Origin of the sequence: Acinetobacter portensis (genome assembly GCF_010646905.1) — a bacterium.
Taxonomy (GTDB): domain Bacteria; phylum Pseudomonadota; class Gammaproteobacteria; order Pseudomonadales; family Moraxellaceae; genus Acinetobacter; species Acinetobacter portensis.
In genome coordinates this window covers 1,069,375-1,086,457 of record NZ_JAAARQ010000002.1, presented here as the reverse complement: position 1 = coordinate 1,086,457, position 17,083 = coordinate 1,069,375, and the positions used below count along the sequence as shown (strand labels likewise).

At 38.9% G+C, this 17,083-nt stretch carries 13 protein-coding genes and 1 riboswitch; of the genes, 11 read left to right on the top strand and 2 right to left on the bottom strand.

What is annotated here, in order from left to right; translation table 11 throughout:
- Positions 1-24: 24 nt before the first annotated feature.
- Positions 25-1,212 carry a cell division protein FtsZ gene (ftsZ, locus tag GTK57_RS05135; protein WP_163121711.1) on the top strand — a complete coding sequence of 396 codons (1,188 nt, stop codon included), beginning with the start codon at positions 25-27 and terminating at the stop codon, positions 1,210-1,212.
- Between the two features lie 124 nt (positions 1,213-1,336).
- Positions 1,337-2,239, top strand: a complete 903-nt coding sequence (gene lpxC, locus GTK57_RS05130; protein ID WP_152875231.1) for a UDP-3-O-acyl-N-acetylglucosamine deacetylase — start codon at positions 1,337-1,339, stop codon at positions 2,237-2,239.
- Positions 2,240-2,336: 97 nt separating this feature from the next.
- On the opposite strand, the gene GTK57_RS05125 is transcribed toward lpxC, so the two are convergent.
- Entirely contained in the window at positions 2,337-2,777 is a 441-nt protein-coding gene (locus tag GTK57_RS05125; protein ID WP_152875232.1) for a DUF721 domain-containing protein, read from the bottom strand.
- Positions 2,778-2,882: 105 nt separating this feature from the next.
- Between GTK57_RS05125 and GTK57_RS05120 the strand changes: the two genes are divergently transcribed.
- The 9 genes from GTK57_RS05120 (at position 2,883) to recJ (ending at position 15,974) form a co-directional block, all read left to right on the top strand.
- Entirely contained in the window at positions 2,883-3,566 is a 684-nt protein-coding gene (locus GTK57_RS05120; protein ID WP_152875234.1) for a M23 family metallopeptidase, read from the top strand.
- Positions 3,567-3,828: 262 nt separating this feature from the next.
- Positions 3,829-6,531 (top strand): pyruvate dehydrogenase (acetyl-transferring), homodimeric type, encoded by a 2,703-nt coding sequence (aceE, locus tag GTK57_RS05115; RefSeq protein ID WP_152875236.1) that lies wholly within the window; start codon positions 3,829-3,831, stop codon positions 6,529-6,531.
- A gap of 2 nt (positions 6,532-6,533) precedes the next feature.
- A complete protein-coding gene (locus tag GTK57_RS05110) occupies positions 6,534-8,483 on the top strand; it encodes a 2-oxo acid dehydrogenase subunit E2 (RefSeq protein WP_163121709.1) in 1,950 nt (649 codons plus the stop codon).
- 105 nt (positions 8,484-8,588) lie between these two features.
- A riboswitch (yybP-ykoY riboswitch) is annotated at positions 8,589-8,791 on the top strand.
- A 17-nt stretch (positions 8,792-8,808) separates the two neighbouring features.
- Positions 8,809-9,387, top strand: coding sequence for a TMEM165/GDT1 family protein (locus GTK57_RS05105; RefSeq protein WP_152875240.1), 579 nt, complete (start codon positions 8,809-8,811; stop codon positions 9,385-9,387).
- Between the two features lie 180 nt (positions 9,388-9,567).
- Positions 9,568-10,365 carry an oxygen-binding di-iron domain-containing protein gene (locus GTK57_RS05100; protein ID WP_152875242.1) on the top strand — a complete coding sequence of 266 codons (798 nt, stop codon included), beginning with the start codon at positions 9,568-9,570 and terminating at the stop codon, positions 10,363-10,365.
- 322 nt (positions 10,366-10,687) lie between these two features.
- A complete protein-coding gene (gene guaB / locus GTK57_RS05095) occupies positions 10,688-12,154 on the top strand; it encodes an IMP dehydrogenase (protein ID WP_152875243.1) in 1,467 nt (488 codons plus the stop codon).
- Positions 12,155-12,271: 117 nt separating this feature from the next.
- Positions 12,272-13,603 (top strand): phosphoglucosamine mutase, encoded by a 1,332-nt coding sequence (gene glmM, locus GTK57_RS05090; protein WP_163121707.1) that lies wholly within the window; start codon positions 12,272-12,274, stop codon positions 13,601-13,603.
- A 10-nt stretch (positions 13,604-13,613) separates the two neighbouring features.
- A complete protein-coding gene (gene pdxH / locus GTK57_RS05085) occupies positions 13,614-14,270 on the top strand; it encodes a pyridoxamine 5'-phosphate oxidase (RefSeq protein ID WP_163121705.1) in 657 nt (218 codons plus the stop codon).
- Entirely contained in the window at positions 14,271-15,974 is a 1,704-nt protein-coding gene (gene recJ / locus GTK57_RS05080; protein ID WP_163121703.1) for a single-stranded-DNA-specific exonuclease RecJ, read from the top strand.
- A 54-nt stretch (positions 15,975-16,028) separates the two neighbouring features.
- Here the strand turns inward: recJ and GTK57_RS05075 are convergent, their stop codons facing one another.
- Positions 16,029-16,805: a putative porin gene (locus tag GTK57_RS05075; protein ID WP_163121701.1), complete on the bottom strand. Its 777-nt coding sequence runs from the start codon at positions 16,803-16,805 to the stop codon at positions 16,029-16,031.
- Between the last annotated feature and the right edge of the window lie 278 nt (positions 16,806-17,083).

The following is a 17,083-nucleotide window of genomic DNA, read 5'->3' as shown; positions in this document are numbered from 1 at the left end:
TATGAATTAGGATATCTAAAGACCATGGCATCATTTGAATTTTTTGAAGATGATCAAGCTGATAATAACGGTCAAGCCCGCTTCACTGTTTTTGGAGTGGGTGGTGCTGGCGGGAATGCTGTACAGCATATGCTTGAATCGGATATTCAGGGCGTAAAATTTGTTTGTGCAAATACAGACAAACAAGCTCTGGATCGTATGAATTCACAATTTAAAATTCAGCTAGGTGAGCAAAGTACACGCGGTTTAGGTGCAGGTGCAAATCCACAAGTGGGTCAAGCTGCAGCAGAAGAAAGCCGAGAGCTTATTCGTCAACAACTTGAAGGTACGGACATGGTTTTCGTAACTGCAGGTATGGGCGGTGGTACAGGTACAGGTGCTGCGCCAGTTGTTGCTGAAATTGCAAAAGAAATGGGTATTTTGACTGTTGGTGTAGTAACAACGCCATTCAATTTCGAAGGCAAGCGTCGTTTGCAATCTGCGGAAAAAGGCATTGAAGCTTTAGAAGCGCATGTTGATTCATTGATTATTATCCCGAACCAACGCTTATTGAAAGTGTTCCGTGATATCTCAATGAAAGATGCTTATAAGAAAGCAGATGACGTATTGTTAAATGCGGTACGCAGTATCTTTGATCTTGTGGTTCGTCCAGGTCACATCAACCTTGACTTTGCCGATTTGAAAACTGCAATGAGTACGCGCGGTTATGCAATGATGGGTGTGGGTTCTGGTCGTGGTGAAACACGTGCGCGCCAAGCTGCAGAACAAGCAATTCGTAGTCCATTACTCGATAACGTGACAATTATGAATGCCAAAGGTATTTTAATTAACGTAACGGGTGGCGATGACGTAACATTTGGTGAAATTGAAGAAATTACCGATGTAGTCAACCAAATTGCCGATTTGGATGAAGGTCAAGTTTTCTACGGAACAGTATTTGATCCAGATGCACGTGATGAAATTAGCGTAACTGTGATTGCAACAGGCTTAACGCGTAATGCAGCTGCTACAGTAGAACCTGTGAAACGTTCAGTTGCTCAATCACAAGTTTCTTCGGCAAATGTTGGTTCAACAGATGAAGATGATGTGCCTGCAATTCAACGTCAGCACAACGATTCGTCAACTTCTGCCAATACATCAGGTTCAACGGGTTCAGCTCGTCCGACACCTATGAGTATTCAAGAATATCTTAAAAACCAACAACATAAGTAATTTCTTTGCTTTTATTGTAGATTTGAGATAAACAAAAAGGTAGCTAAAATGCTACCTTTTGTTTTTTTAAAATGACTAAATATGCTAACGTATAGCTGTTTGATAAACAGATGATTAGAGAAACATGTTGAAACAACGTACCTTACAGCGTGTCGTGAAAGCGAGCGGTATTGGTTTACATAGTGGGCAAAAAGTATTTATGAATTTCGTGCCTCACCATGCCGATGGAGGTATTGTTTTTCGTCGTTCAGATTTAAATCCACCTATTGATATTCCTGCAGATGCTATGCTGATTCAAGAAGCTTTCATGTGTTCTAATTTGGTACAAGAAAATGCCAAAGTAGGTACAATTGAACATGTGATGAGTGCGATTGCTGGTTTGGGAATTGATAACCTAATTATTGAGTTATCTGCATCTGAAGTCCCAATTATGGACGGTAGTGCAGGGCCTTTTATTTACTTGCTTATGCAGGGCGGCTTAAAAGAACAAGATTTACCGAAAAAATTCATTAGAATTCTAAAACCTGTAGAAGCTTTAATTGATGATAAACGTGCGATCTTTAATCCGCATGAAGGTTTTCAATTAAACTTCACCATCGATTTTGATCATCCTGCATTTAAGAAAGAATACCAATCTGCAACGATCGATTTTTCTACTGAAACTTTTGTGTATGAAGTAAGTGGTGCTCGAACTTTTGGCTTTATGAAAGATTTAGATTATCTAAAAGCAAATAATCTTGCTTTAGGTGCAAGTCTTGAAAATGCAATTGGTGTTGATGATTCAGGTGTTGTGAACGAGGAAGGTCTACGTTTCTCAGATGAGTTTGTTCGCCATAAAATTTTAGATGCAGTGGGCGATTTATATTTGTTAGGGCATCAGATTATTGCCAAGTTTGATGGCTATAAATCTGGTCATGCTTTAAATAATCAACTTTTGCGCAATGTTCAAAAAGATCCAACAAGCTACGAAATTGTAACATTTGATGACGAGAGTCAATGTCCGATTCGTTACGTTAGTGTGATCTAACTCATTGTCTTTAAGTGTTAATGTTATAGTGTAATGTATCTATTGTGATGTATGTCGCACTATTCAATACTGTATTGTTAAGAAATATGTAGATTGATTATTTTTTATTACTTGCCAAACGTAACAAAGCTTGGCTAAGCTTGGGGTCAGCCACAAATTCAGCTGCACTTTTGAGCATTTCTTGAGTGTCAGCACTAAGAGATTTGGGTGATGCTTCATTTTTTTGAGGTATGTGGGGTTCTACTCTTAATCGGACATAGATTTTTTGTAAATCATGAAGTCCATCAAGTTGTGAAAGCTGTGCAATATATTGTTTTTGTAAATATGCGAGCTGACTAATCATTGCTTGATTTAAGCCAGTAATTGTTAAAATGCCATGTTGATAACAAGCGACATGCCATTGTTCTGGTTGGGGTAATAAGGGTTGAACTAATTTTGTAAGTTTCTGCCATGCAGCAACTTGTTGAGAGAGAAACGTTAAGTTTCCTGTTTTTGAGTGTTTTCTTGTTTGCTGAAAAACATTAATGGGTTCAGACATATTTTGTCCCTTCATAATTGTGTCTTATGTTATGCCCATTTTTCAGTAGATATCAAGGATGAGATCACCAAGAAACTTTAGTAAAAACAGTTTATGAGGTTTTTTATGCAAGTAAGACGTATTCTAATCGCTTTTTCGGTCGCAATTTCTGCGGCTTCTTTAGCATTTGCAGATTTAGTTCAAGTGAACGCTACACAAAATAATTCACCAGATCGTTTAGAACAACTTACTCGCACTTTAGCTCAAGGTAGCTATGCAGAATCTCAAGATATTGATCTTCCTGCAAATACGCAAATGACTGTTAAGCTTCGCGAAAAATCTGTTGAATTAAATAATGACTCAATTGCGAAAAAATACGGTTCAAAAGCATCATATTCTTCATCAAGTCCTTATTCATGGTTGGTGACACATCCTTTACCAGATATGAAACGTGTAAGTTCAGATTTTGGTGGTCGTACAATGGGTGGTCGTGCTGAAAATCATTCAGGTTTAGATTTATCTGCACCTTCGGGAACACCTATTTACGCAACAGGTCCTGGTATTGTAACGAAATCTGGTTGGGGCACAGGTTACGGTCAATATGTGGAAATTAATCATGGAAATGGTTATTTAACACGCTATGCGCATGCATCACGTTTGGTTGCTCGTGTTGGTGACCGTGTTGACGCTGGCGAACATATTGCAAATGTAGGTTGTACTGGTCGTTGTACTGGTCCACATTTACATTACGAAGTAGTAAAAGATGGTCAACGTAAAAATCCATCATCTTATTTAGCGATGTTGCCATAAGAAAGGAAATGACAGCATTGATGAGTCCGCATAAAGCTCATCTATAAACTGAATATATTTAGGCTATCATTAAATTTTGATAGTTATGTTTAAAAAACCGTCAATATTGGCGGTTTTTTGTTGTTTTGAGTAAATAAAAGTCAATGGGTATTTATTTATTAAATATTAGACCAAAACCGTATTCATCTGGAACGATATCTGCGCTAGTCAAAAGTGTGATACATATATGTATATATAATTAGGCATACAGAATAGGTGAAATATGGCGTTTTATGGCGATACAGATGCGCAAGAAACCCAAGAATGGCAAGATGCGTTTGACTCTGTAATTCAACACATGGGTACAGAACGTGGTGCTTTCTTGCTCGAAAAACTATATCAACGTGCGATTGCTAAACATGTTCCCATTCAGCGAATAAATACGCCTTACTTAAATACAATTTCAGTAGAAGAACAGCCTGCAATGCCTGGCGACCAAGATATGGAGCGTCGTATTCGCGCACTTATTCGTTGGAACGCGCTTGCAATGGTTCTTCGTGCGAATAAAACAGGTGATGATTTAGGTGGTCACTTAGCAAGTTTTGCATCATCTGCAACTTTATATGATGTTGGTTTTAACCACTTCTTCCGTGCGAATAATGAAAACTTCGGTGGTGATATGATTTATTACCAAGGGCATTGTGCTCCTGGTATTTATGCACGTTCATTCCTTGAAGGTCGTTTGACTGAAGAGCATTTAAATAATTTCCGTCGTGAAGTGGACGGTGTTGGTATCCCAAGCTATCCGCATCCATATTTAATGCCTGACTACTGGCAGTTCCCAACAGTATCTATGGGTCTTGGTCCAATCATGTCGATTTACCAAGCACATATTCAAAAATACTTAATGAACCGCGGTTTAATTAAAGAAGAAAACCGTAAGGTGTGGGCTTACCTTGGTGATGGTGAAATGGATGAGCCAGAAAGTACTGGTGCTATTTCACTTGCAGGTCGTGAAAAGCTAGATAACCTGATTTGGGTTGTAAACTGTAACCTACAGCGCTTAGATGGTCCTGTACGTGGTAACGGTAAAATCATTCAAGAACTTGAATCATTATTCCGTGGTGCAGGTTGGCGTGTGATTAAGGTAGTTTGGGGACGTCATTGGGATCCACTACTGGCAAAAGATGAAACTGGCGCACTTAAAGCGGTAATGGAAGAAACAGTTGATGGTGAATATCAACGTTACCAAGTAAAAGGTGGCGCATATACACGTGAGAAATTCTTCGGCAAATACCCTGAAGCGGCTGAACTCGTAAAAGATTTAAGCGATGAAGATATCGATAATTTAAATCGTGGTGGTCATGACCCGTACAAAGTATTTGCAGCTTATGCAGAGGCATGTACTGCGAAAGGTCAACCAACAGTAATTCTTGCGAAAACAGTAAAGGGTTACGGTTTATCTGAAGAAATTGAAGCGGTTAACAAAACGCATCAAATCAAAAAGATGCAAATCGAATCTTTAAAATATGTACGTGATCGTTTCAACTTGCCATTTAACGATGAGCAATTAGAAGAAGTGCCTTTCTATCGTCCAAGCGAAAACTCGCCTGAATTGAAATATATGAAAGCACGTCGTGAAGCTTTAGGTGGTTATTTACCTGCACGTCGTAAAGAAAGTGAACAACTTGCTATCCCTGAATTATCTGTATTTGATGCAGTGTTGAAAGGTTCAAATGGTAAAGAGCAATCGACTACGATGGTGATGGTTCGTTTAATTGCTGCACTTCTTAAAGAAAAAGCAATTAAAGATCGTGTAGTACCAATCGTACCTGATGAAGCACGTACATTTGGTTTGGAAGGCATGTTCCGTCAGTTGGGTATTTACGCAGCAAATGGTCAGCAATACACACCTGAAGACCAAGAACAGTTAATGCATTATCGTGAAGCAAAAGATGGTCATATGCTTCAAGAAGGGATTAACGAAGCAGGTGCGATGAGTGCTTGGGCGGCGTTGGCAACAAGTTATTCAACCAATAACTTACCAATGATTCCAATGTACATGTACTACTCTATGTTTGGTTTCCAACGTATTGGTGACATTGCATGGGCTGCAGGCGATGCACAAGCACAAGGTTTCTTGTTAGGTGCAACAGCAGGTCGTACAACGCTAAATGGTGAAGGTTTACAACACCAAGATGGTCATTCACACATTCTTGCAAATACCATTCCAAACTGTGTGTCTTATGATCCATGTTTTGGTTATGAATTAGCGGTAATTGTGCATGATGGTTTACAGCGTATGTATGTGAACCAAGAGCGTATTTTCTACTACTTAACTGTAATGAACGAAAACTACGAGCATCCAGAAATGCCACAAGGCGTTGAGGAAGGCATTAAACGTGGTATGTACTTACTACAAGAAGATGAAAAAGCCACTGTTCAATTGATGGGTTCAGGTGTAATTCTTCGTGAAGTCATTAAAGCAGCACAAATTCTACGTGATGAATACCAAATTCATTCAAATGTCTTCAGCGTAACAAGCTTTAACGAGCTTGCACGTGATGGTATGGCGTGTGAAGAATATAACCGCCTACATCCAATGGCTGATGTTGCAAAAGAAGCATGGGTATCTGAACAGCTTCGTGGCACTAAAGGTATTGTTGTTTCTGCAACAGACCATATGCGTGCATATAGCGAACAAATTCGTGCGTATCTTCCAGACAGCCGTCCATTCGTAGCATTAGGTACAGATGGTTATGGTCGTTCAGATTCACGCGCTAAATTACGTAGCTACTTTGGTGTAGATGCCGCGCACATTGTTGTTGCGACATTGAAAAAATTAGCAGATGAAGGTGAAGTAGATGCGCGCTTAGTTAAAGACGCAATCTCTACATTTGAATTAGATACAGATCGTCCTGTGGCTTGGGCTCCTCAAGCAACTCCATCTGTACAAGCTGTAGCAGACTACAAAGAGGAGAAATAAGTATGCAAATTACAACTCCTGATATTGGTGTAGACAAAGCAACTGTTGCTGAAATTTTGGTAAAAGTTGGCGATACCATTGCAGTTGATGACAGTGTTGTTTTACTTGAGTCTGATAAAGCCTCTGTTGAAGTGCCTAGCACTTCAGCAGGCGTAGTAAAAAGCATCTTAATTAACTTAGGCGACAGTGTTGCTGAAGGTGCTGTACTGATTGAGCTTGAAGGTTCAGGTCAAATGGAAGCTCCAGTTGCTGAAGCACCGAAAGCTGAAGAAAAGCCTGCTCCTGTTGTAGAAGCTAAAGTTGAAGCAACTCCTCAAGTAACAGCAGCAACTTCGCAAGTCGTTGATGTTCAAGTGCCAGATATTGGTGTTGAAAAAGCAATTGTAGGCGAGGTTTTGGTTGCAGTGGGCGATACCATTGCAATTGATGACAGTATTGTCGTTGTTGAATCTGACAAAGCAACTGTTGAAGTTCCAAGTACTGTTGCAGGTGTGGTTGAATCAATTAGCATTCAAGTGGGCGACAGCGTAAAAGAGGGTGTAGTGATTCTTAAAGTGAAAACTGAAGGATCTGCATCTACAACACCTGCTACACCAGCAAAAACTGAAACAGCTCCTGTAGCTCAAGCACCCGTTGCATCAGCGCCAACAGTAACGACAACTGCTGCAGGCCCTGTAGAAGTTGCTGTACCTGATTTAGGTGTTGATAAAGCCGCTGTGGCTGAAATTTTAGTTGCTGTAGGCGATAAAGTTGAAAAAGACCAAAGCATTATTGTTGTTGAGTCGGATAAAGCAACTGTTGAAGTGCCAAGTACAACAGCAGGCGTAATTAAAGAAATTCACGTGACATTGGGTCAAAATGTTTCTGAAGGTATTGCCTTAGTGACAATCGAAGCTGAAGGACAAGTAGTTTCTACTCCAGCACCTGCGGTAAAAGCTGAAGCACCTAAAGCTACTGCTCCTGTTGCAGAAGTTAAAGTACAAACGACTACTCCTGTTGCTACAGGTGGCGTAGATAAACTTACGAAAGAGCAAAATGCTGCAAATTCGAAAGTTTATGCAGGTCCTGCTGTTCGTAAACTTGCACGTGAATTAGGCGTTGTATTGGCAGATGTTAAAGCATCTGGTCCACATGCACGTTTAATGAAAGAAGACTTATTCGCTTATGTGAAAACACGTTTAACGACACCTCAAGCTGCTCCTGTTGCACAAACAGCAGTATCTGCAGGCTTGCCTAAACTTCCAAGTTTTGATGCCTTTGGCGGTGTGGAAGAGAAAGTATTGACACGTTTACAACAAGTGTCGATTCCACAACTTTCTTTGAATAACTACATTCCGCAAGTGACTCAGTTTGATTTGGCTGATATTACTGAGCTTGAAGCGTGGCGTAATGATCTTAAAGGCAACTTTAAGAAAGAAGGCATTAGCTTAACGATTATGGCCTTCATCATTAAAGCGGTAGCTCATCTTCTTAAAGAAGAACGTGAATTTGCAGGTCACTTAGCTGATGATGGTAAATCTGTTCTATTACGTAATGAAATCCATATGGGTATTGCTGTTGCAACGCCAGATGGCTTAACAGTTCCTGTATTACGTAATCCAGATCAAAAATCTATTAAAGATATTGCTGTTGAGTTGGGTGTGTTGGGTCAAAAAGCACGTGATAAGAAACTTTCTCCGAAAGATCTTCAAGGTGCGAACTTTACTATTTCAAGCCTAGGTGCAATTGGCGGTACAGCATTTACCCCACTTGTAAACTGGCCTCAAGTTGCAATTTTGGGTATTTCACCTGCAACAATGCAACCTGTTTGGAATGGTCAAGGTTTTGATCCGAAGTTAATGCTTCCATTGTCATTGTCATACGATCACCGTGTGATTAATGGTGCAGATGCAGCACGCTTTACCAATAAATTAACGAAACTTTTAAAAGATATTCGTACTTTATTGATCTAAGCCCCTCTTTGTATTTCTCCCAAAGGGAGAAAGAAATAGGATGAAAAACCTGCTTCGGCAGGTTTTTTTTTGGTTTGAAAATTCAACTGAAATTGTTTATAATGGCTACACTTCATTGGGGAGTAGCCGCCTTTTGCGCAAAGCGAAAGGGTGATGATCAACATATTTGTTCTAAACAAGAACATGGTCATCATAGCAAATAACCAAATGAGCTTTTCCTAAAGCTTTCTTTTGTTGGCAAGACCTTTGATTTACCACTCTGCACATTGGCTAGCAGGAGGGGTGAGTCATTGGTATATGTTATTGCTAGCCAGAGAAACACATCATGCTTTCAGCTTTTTTCATTTCTTTAGTTGTTGTTGCTCTTTCTGAAATGGGTGATAAAACACAACTACTTGCATTGCTTCTTGCCGCACGATTCCGTAAACCTGTTCCTATTCTTTGTGCTATTTTTCTAGCGACCGTTGTCAATCATGGTGTTTCTGCTGTACTTGGTCAATGGATTACAACTGTACTTAGCCCAACAATTTTATTATGGATTGTATCTTTAGGCTTTATTGGTATGGCAATTTGGATGCTTATTCCAGATGAACTAGGCGATGAGTCTGAAAGTATTAATAAATGGCAAAAATATGGTGTATTTGGTGCAACATTTGTTTTGTTCTTTTTAGCTGAAATTGGCGATAAAACTCAAATTGCGACAGTTGCATTGGCAGCCCGATTTGACAGCATTGGTTGGGTAACATTAGGTACAACTCTTGGTATTATGTTAGTGAACGCACCTGCTGTTTTCATTGGTAATAAGCTTGCTGAAAAACTTCCTATTTCACTTATTCATAAAATTGGTGCTTTAGTTTTCTTAGTGATTGGTATTGCTGCATTGGCACAACATTATTTCTTTTAAAATAGACTGAAAATTAAAAAAACCCGAGTTTTAAGCTTGGGTTTTTTTGTGATTTAAATCTCAAATGTTTGATATTATTAAAAATATTTAAACTATATTCGTTGTAAGTTTTTGTAATTAAATATATGTTATCCCCATATAGAAATATGTTTTTAAAAATTAAAAATTTGGGGATTTGGCATGGCATTTGACCGCACTACATCGCAAGTATTATTTGATAATGGGTCACATAAATGTATTAGCTTTACCAGTTTGGTAAAAGGCGAGGGTGTGCAGGCTAACCAATTTTTAATTATTGATAATGAGCGAGCAGCAGTCCTCGACCCAGGTGGTGACTTAACTTATGTTCCACTGACGATGGAGTTAAATAAATATACGCGTCTTGCCAATCTTGATTATGTAATGGCTTCGCATCAAGACCCCGATATTATTACTTCAATGCCACGTTGGTTGGTCTACACAGAAGCAAAAGTTGTGGCTTCAAAATTATGGGCACGTTTCTTACCCCATTTAAATTCGGCATTTATGAGTGACCGAATGAAGGGGAGTTGGCTAGAGCGTTTAGTTGAATTACCTGACCAAGGTCAAAGTATTCAATTAGGAAATTCTTCAATTATTGCTGTGCCTGCACATTTTTTACATTCTGTCGGTAATTTCCAATTCTACGATCCAATCTCAAAAATTTTATTTTCAGGCGATATGGGTGCATCTATGGTTGAAGATGCAGGTATACCACTTGAAAATTTTGAAGACCACATTCCAAAAATGAAAGGCTTCCATCAACGATATATGTGCAATAACAAAATTATCCGTCTTTGGGTGAAAATGGTGCGTACTATGGATGTAGAGAGTATTGTTCCTCAACATGGGACACCATTTATTGGCAAAGAACAGGTGAATCAATTCTTAGATTGGATTGAAACGCTTGAGTGTGGCACAGACTTAATGGATGAGCGTGTATTTACGTTTCCAACATAAATAAAAGCATAAGAATTGAACCTAAAAGGCAATATTTCTAAAAAATTTCAGTTAAAAATGATGTTTGGCTGATGAGTGAAGGATGGAAATATTGCTTTAATTTTGAATATTAAATTTGGGTTGGGCTTGTTGTACTAATTGTCGTTTTTTTGATTTAAATTTTCTAGATGTTATTGTTACGAAAAAATATATTATTTAAGTACCTGAGTTTTATTAAGTTAAAATGAAAAGCAAGAGTAAAAATAAATATTTGATAATAATCAATGAAATTTACATGTAAATTTGTTTATAATGGCGCACGGAAATTACCAGTGAGACTGTTATGTTGACCATCGTTCAAGAAGCCCTAACCTTCGATGATGTCCTATTACTCCCTGCCTACTCAACGGTCCTCCCAAAAGATGTCTCATTAAAGACACGTTTAACACGCGGAATTAATCTTAATATCCCTCTCGTTTCTGCTGCAATGGATACAGTGACTGAATCACGTATGGCTATTGCCATGGCACAAAGTGGTGGTATTGGTTTTTTGCATAAAAACATGGATATTGCGCAGCAAGCTGCAGAAGTGCGCCGTGTTAAGAAATTCGAAGCCGGTATGGTGAAAGATCCTATTACCGTGTCTCCTGAAACAACAGTGCGTGAACTTATTGCAATTACTCAAGCGAATAACATCAGCGGTGTACCAGTTGTAAAAGACGGTAAAGTTGTTGGTATTGTGACAGGTCGTGATACACGTTTTGAAACCAACCTTGAACAACCAGTAAGTAATATCATGACTGGTCAAGATCGTTTGGTGACTGTTCGTGAAAATGCATCTAAAGAAATTATTCAATCTCTTCTTCAAAAAAATCGTATTGAAAAAGTGATAGTTGTTGGTGAAAACAACGAATTAAAAGGCTTAATTACGGTTACAGATTTCCGTAAAGCTGAACTTTATCCAAATAGCTGTAAAGATGACTTGGGTCGCTTACGTGTTGGTGCTGCAGTTGGTACTGGTTTAGACACTCCAAGCCGTGTTGAAGCATTGGTAGAAGCTGGTGTAGATGCGATTGTTGTAGATACAGCACATGGTCACTCTGCGGGTGTAATTGAGCGTGTACGTTGGGTGAAAGCAAACTACCCACAAGTACAAGTGATTGGCGGTAACATCGCAACTGGTGATGCTGCTCTTGCACTTTTAGATGCAGGTGCAGATGCTGTTAAAGTGGGTATTGGCCCTGGTTCAATTTGTACAACTCGTATTGTTGCTGGTATTGGTATGCCACAAATCTCTGCGGTTGATAGCGTTGCGAACGCACTAAAAGATCAAATTCCATTAATCGCAGATGGCGGTATTCGCTTCTCTGGCGATATGGCAAAAGCGATTGGTGCTGGTGCAAGCACAATCATGGTTGGTTCACTTATGGCAGGTACTGAAGAAGCACCTGGCGAAGTTGAATTCTTCCAAGGTCGTTACTACAAAGCTTACCGCGGTATGGGTTCATTGGGTGCAATGGCGGGTGCAACAGGTTCTGCTGACCGTTATTTCCAAGACTCTAAAGCAGGTGCAGAGAAACTTGTACCAGAAGGCATTGAAGGTCGTGTACCTTACAAAGGTCCAATGGGCAATATCGTGCATCAGATGATGGGTGGTTTACGCTCATCTATGGGTTATACAGGCTCTGCAACAATTAATGATCTTCGTGAAAATGCAAAATTTGTGAAAATCACTTCAGCAGGTATGTCTGAATCACACGTACATGATGTAACTATTACGAAAGAAGCACCAAACTATCGCGTTGGTTGATTTTTCGTAGTTTTTACTCGAAAAAGCCGTCAGAGTTATGACGGCTTTTTTGTTTTTGGTGTAAAGTAATTAATATAAATGTGATGATGAAGATCACCATCAAGAAGTGAGTAGAACATGAGTTATTTTGGTACCGACGGAATTCGAGGCAAATTTGGTGAATTGCCAATTACACCTGAATTTGCTTTGAAATTAGGGTTTGCCGCAGGTAAAGTATTAAAAAATTATAGTAAAAAAAGTAAGCCTATTGTTGTTCTTGGGAAAGATACACGCCTTTCAGGTTATATTTTAGAAGCAGCGTTACAAGCAGGCTTAAATGCCGCAGGAGTTTATGTTCATTTACTTGGACCATTACCAACACCTGCTATTGCTCACTTAACACGTGCATTACATGCAAGTTTAGGTATTGTAATTTCAGCTTCACATAATCCGTATTTCGACAACGGTATTAAGTTTTTCTCCGGCGAAGGCAAAAAACTCCCTGATGAAATTCAAGAAGCCATTAACAAAGAATTAGAAAACGATATTTACATTGAAGATACTGCAAACTTAGGTAAAAGCGTACGTGTTAAAGATGCGAATGGTCGCTATATTGAATTTTGTAAATCGACTTTCCCATATCATTTAGACTTGAACGACTTAACCATTGTTGTTGATTGTGCAAATGGTGCTGCTTATAACGTGGGCCCTGCTGTATTCCGTGAGCTTGGTGCAAAAGTTGTTGCTATTCACAATGAGCCAAATGGTTTAAATATCAATGAAAATTGTGGTTCAACGCATCCTGAAAGCTTACAAAAGGCAGTTATAGAGAACAAAGCAGATTTAGGTATTGCTTTTGATGGCGATGCTGACCGTGTCATTTTAGTCGATAAAAATGGCGAGCAAATAACAGGCGACCATATTTTATATATTTTAGCGACTCAAGCGAAAAACAAACCTGCAGGTATTGTGGGTACGGTTATGAGTAATATGGCTTTGGAAATTGCACTTGATCAAGCACAAGTGAAATTACATCGTGCCAAAGTAGGCGATCGTTATGTACTTCAAGGTTTAGAAGATAATAAGTGGGCGATTGGTGGTGAACCATCAGGTCATATTCTTACCTTAGATAAGAGCACAACAGGCGATGCAATTATTGCAGCACTTCAAGTTTTAACCGTAATGGTAGAACAGAAAAAAGCGCTTCATGAATTGGTCGAGGGCTTTACACTATTACCAAATGTCTTGGTGAATGTTCGTTTGGCTGCAATGTTTGACCCGTATGCTGTGCCTGCTTTAGTTACTGAATTTAATAAAGCAGAAGAACAACTTAAAGGTCGAGGTCGTCTCTTAATTCGTAAATCCGGAACTGAGCCCGTAATTCGTGTTATGGTCGAAGGGAACGATTTAGAAGAAGTAACCGCATTGGCAAATCATTTGGCTGATGCTGTACGTGCTAATGCAGCTTAGGTAATTCATTATGAATGATGTTATTAAAGATTTGAGTGAACTTCGTTTAAGTTACCAAAAAGGTGAGTTACATGAAGATCAAATTGAGCAACATCCGCATGAACAATTCCTAAATTGGTTTAATCATGCTTTAGAGGCACAGCTACATGAACCGTATGCAATGTCTTTGGCGACAGCAAATTCGCAAGGTCGTCCGCATGTTCGTACGGTTTTGCTACGTGGTGCAACTGAAGCAGGTTATGATTTTTATACCAATTATGATAGCCAAAAAGGCATCGATTTAGCGACAAATCCGTATGCTGAATTATTGTTTTATTGGCAAGAGCAAGAACGTCAAATTCGTGTTTCAGGTCGAGTTGTGAAAATCTCTGAAATCGAGTCGACAGATTATTATCACAAACGTCCTCGTGATAGCCAAATTGCAGCGCATATTAGTACGCCACAAAGTGGTGTGATTGCCAATCGTGAAGAGTTGCAAAATCGCTTTCAAAAACTTCATGATGATGTTCAGGACAAATCTGAATTATCGAAACCCATTTTTTGGGGTGGTTACCGCTTAGAGCCTGAATATTACGAGTTTTGGCAAGGTCGTCCAAATCGTTTACATGATCGTATTACTTATGAAAGAATTGATGGTGTATGGAAAATTCAGCGATTGATGCCTTAAATGTCTAAAACTCTAATTAAACAAAGACCATTACTTACGCGCCCTGAAAATATTCAGGGCGTGCTTCCATTTGTCGCTGAAATTTTGGCGCGACGTGGTGTTGAATCTGAACAAGAGCTTGAATTAAAACTCAAAAATTTACTTGCTCCAACCATGAAGGGTTTAGATCAAGCTATTCAAATTATTGATGAAGCCATTGATCAACAACAAAAAATTGTAATTGTGGGCGATTATGATGCCGATGGTGCAACAAGCACAGCATTAATGATTTTAGCCCTTAAAGAAATGAATGCAGATGTTCATTACTTGGTGCCAGACCGTTTTAAATATGGCTATGGTTTAACGCCTGCTATAGCAGATTTAGCATTTACAAGTTATACGCCAGATCTATTAATAACTGTAGATAACGGCATTTCAAGCCATGCAGGGGTCGAGCAAGCTCAAGCACATGGCATGAAAGTGGTGATTACAGATCATCATTTAACCACCAAAGAAACGCCAAAAGCAGAGGCTGTGGTCAATCCCAATCAATTGGGGTGTGAGTTCCCAAGTAAAGCCTTGGCAGGTGTTGGCGTTGCATTTTATTTATTGGCGCATCTTTCAAGTTTCCGTGCGAAGCAAGCAAAATCATCTGCAAAAATGTCTCAGTATTTAGACCTTGTTGCGCTTGGAACTTATGCAGATGTAGCAAGTTTAGACTATAACAATCGAATATTAGTCGATGCTGGCGTTAAACGTATTCAGCAAAATTTATGTCGACATGGAATTAGCGCCTTATTAGATATTGCAGGACGAGATCCTGCATCTTTAAAAGCACAAGATCTTGGTTTTGTCATTGGTCCACGCATTAATGCGGCAGGACGCATGGAAACCATGGATATTGGTATTGAATGCTTACTTGCATCTGATATGCAAACTGCTTACCAATTGGCACAACAACTCAATGATTTGAATTTAGAACGTCGTCAAGTTGAAGGGCAGATCAAACAAGATGCGTTGCTCGAACTTGAAAAATTAGAACTTGATCAGAAAAATTTACCTTCAGCTTTGGTGATGTATGAAGAACATTGGCATCAAGGTGTGATTGGTATTGTTGCAGGTAGATTGAAAGAGCAATTTCATAGACCTGCGATTGTCTTTGCTTCCGATGAAGATGGCATTCATGTTAAAGGCTCAGCACGTTCAATTGACGGTATTCACATTCGCGATGCAATTGAATTGGTTGCTGAACAACATCCACATTTAATTAGTCATTTTGGTGGACATGCAGCAGCAGCAGGCTTAACGGTAAAAAAAGAACATTTTTCTGAATTTAAAGCTGTATTTGAACAGCTTATTGCCGCTATGGATGATGAATTATTTCAAGCGGTGTTATGGACAGATGGGGCATTACCTGCTGAAGCGATTCAATTAAATACCGTCGATTTAATTCAAAATTTAGCGCCGTGGGGGCAAAAGTTTCCATTGCCAATTTTTGAAGGTGTTTTTAAATTATTAGATTATCGTTGGCTGAAAGAAAAACATTTAAAACTTCGTTTAGCTTTAGATAATGGGCAAGTGGTTGATGCCATTTCATTTGGTGCAAAGGATAAATTTGAGTTTGATCCAATGCTTGATTCAGTACGATTGGTGTATGAGTTAGACCGAAATGCGTTTAATGGTAATGTGAATTTACAGCTTCGAATTATTCATTTAGAGCAATAAAAAAAGCCACTCATCAGAGTGGCTTTTTTTATGGGGAAGTAAATCTTTAAAGTCTTAGAAACGGTATTTACCAGCTAAACCAAAAGATTTGTAGTCATTGTCAGCAACATCACCGAAACCAATACGACCTTCTAAACTGACTTGTGGTGTAAAGAATTTACGTGCATTGATACCAAATTCTTTGTTATCTGTTAAGTCATTACTGTAATAATCTGCACCAATACTGAATGATTTGTCGATGTAGTAATCGGCAGCAAGATTGAATTCATCTAAGTCACCAAATGCTGCACCAGCTTCTAAGTTAATGTCTTTACCATTGCTTAGTGTTGTTACGTATTTAGCGCGAATAGTTGGATCTACACCGTCTTTACGATCGTTGTCATAACCTTTAGCACCAACAGCAACTAAGAAACCAGGTGCAGGCATGTAACCAACTTCAGCGCTATATAGTGTTGTGTCATCTTTAGCGCCATGTTTGATTTTTACATCTTGACGACCAACATTACCACTTAAATAGAAATCTGAATTTGGTACAAAATATTCAACACCAACACCGTAGTTATGGATTTTTGCATCATCTAACTTACTGTATTGATACTGAGCGTTTACGTTGCTTGCGCGGTCTAAATATGCAGCTTCTGCAAGTGGAGCATTACGTGTTTGAACAGGGTTAAAGTAGAAAGTACCATCTACACCATATGAACCGCTTGTGCTGCCGTGATCTGGATCGATAACACCGGCAGAAGCGCCTACTTCAGCTTGGTATGCATTTGCAGTGCCTGTAATGGCTAAAGTAGATAGTAATGCTGAGGCAATTGCTAATTTTTTCATGGATTGTACCCCTATCTTGTTAACTTGAATTTATACATTTTTTGTTACAAGTTTTAGTCTAGAGAAAAATGTAGAGTGGTCAATGAAGAGAAAGTTACAGCAATGTAAGTCTCGTAATGTTGTGTAATTTTAAAATTATAATTACTTGAATAATATAGTGAAATTATTATTGATTTTTTTACCTAATATTTGAATATAAATATAGAAATCACTAGTCTGATTAAAAAATAAACATGATATTTTGAGTCATCAATGAAAATTTTGTTTGAAAAAACCAA

What these genes read in the sequence shown, in the direction of transcription:
- GTK57_RS05100 (WP_152875242.1), top strand. Translation starts at nt 9,568, where the DNA reads ATGGCATTTGACCGCACTACATCGCAAGTATTATTTGATAATGGGTCA.
- glmM (WP_163121707.1), top strand. Translation starts at nt 12,272, where the DNA reads ATGAGTTATTTTGGTACCGACGGAATTCGAGGCAAATTTGGTGAATTG.
- pdxH (WP_163121705.1), top strand. Translation starts at nt 13,614, where the DNA reads ATGAATGATGTTATTAAAGATTTGAGTGAACTTCGTTTAAGTTACCAA.
- lpxC (WP_152875231.1), top strand. Translation starts at nt 1,337, where the DNA reads ATGTTGAAACAACGTACCTTACAGCGTGTCGTGAAAGCGAGCGGTATT.
- GTK57_RS05120 (WP_152875234.1), top strand. Translation starts at nt 2,883, where the DNA reads ATGCAAGTAAGACGTATTCTAATCGCTTTTTCGGTCGCAATTTCTGCG.
- guaB (WP_152875243.1), top strand. Translation starts at nt 10,688, where the DNA reads ATGTTGACCATCGTTCAAGAAGCCCTAACCTTCGATGATGTCCTATTA.
- GTK57_RS05125 (WP_152875232.1), bottom strand. Translation starts at nt 2,777, where the DNA reads ATGTCTGAACCCATTAATGTTTTTCAGCAAACAAGAAAACACTCAAAA.
- GTK57_RS05075 (WP_163121701.1), bottom strand. Translation starts at nt 16,805, where the DNA reads ATGAAAAAATTAGCAATTGCCTCAGCATTACTATCTACTTTAGCCATT.
- recJ (WP_163121703.1), top strand. Translation starts at nt 14,271, where the DNA reads ATGTCTAAAACTCTAATTAAACAAAGACCATTACTTACGCGCCCTGAA.
- ftsZ (WP_163121711.1), top strand. Translation starts at nt 25, where the DNA reads ATGGCATCATTTGAATTTTTTGAAGATGATCAAGCTGATAATAACGGT.
- GTK57_RS05105 (WP_152875240.1), top strand. Translation starts at nt 8,809, where the DNA reads ATGCTTTCAGCTTTTTTCATTTCTTTAGTTGTTGTTGCTCTTTCTGAA.
- GTK57_RS05110 (WP_163121709.1), top strand. Translation starts at nt 6,534, where the DNA reads ATGCAAATTACAACTCCTGATATTGGTGTAGACAAAGCAACTGTTGCT.
- aceE (WP_152875236.1), top strand. Translation starts at nt 3,829, where the DNA reads ATGGCGTTTTATGGCGATACAGATGCGCAAGAAACCCAAGAATGGCAA.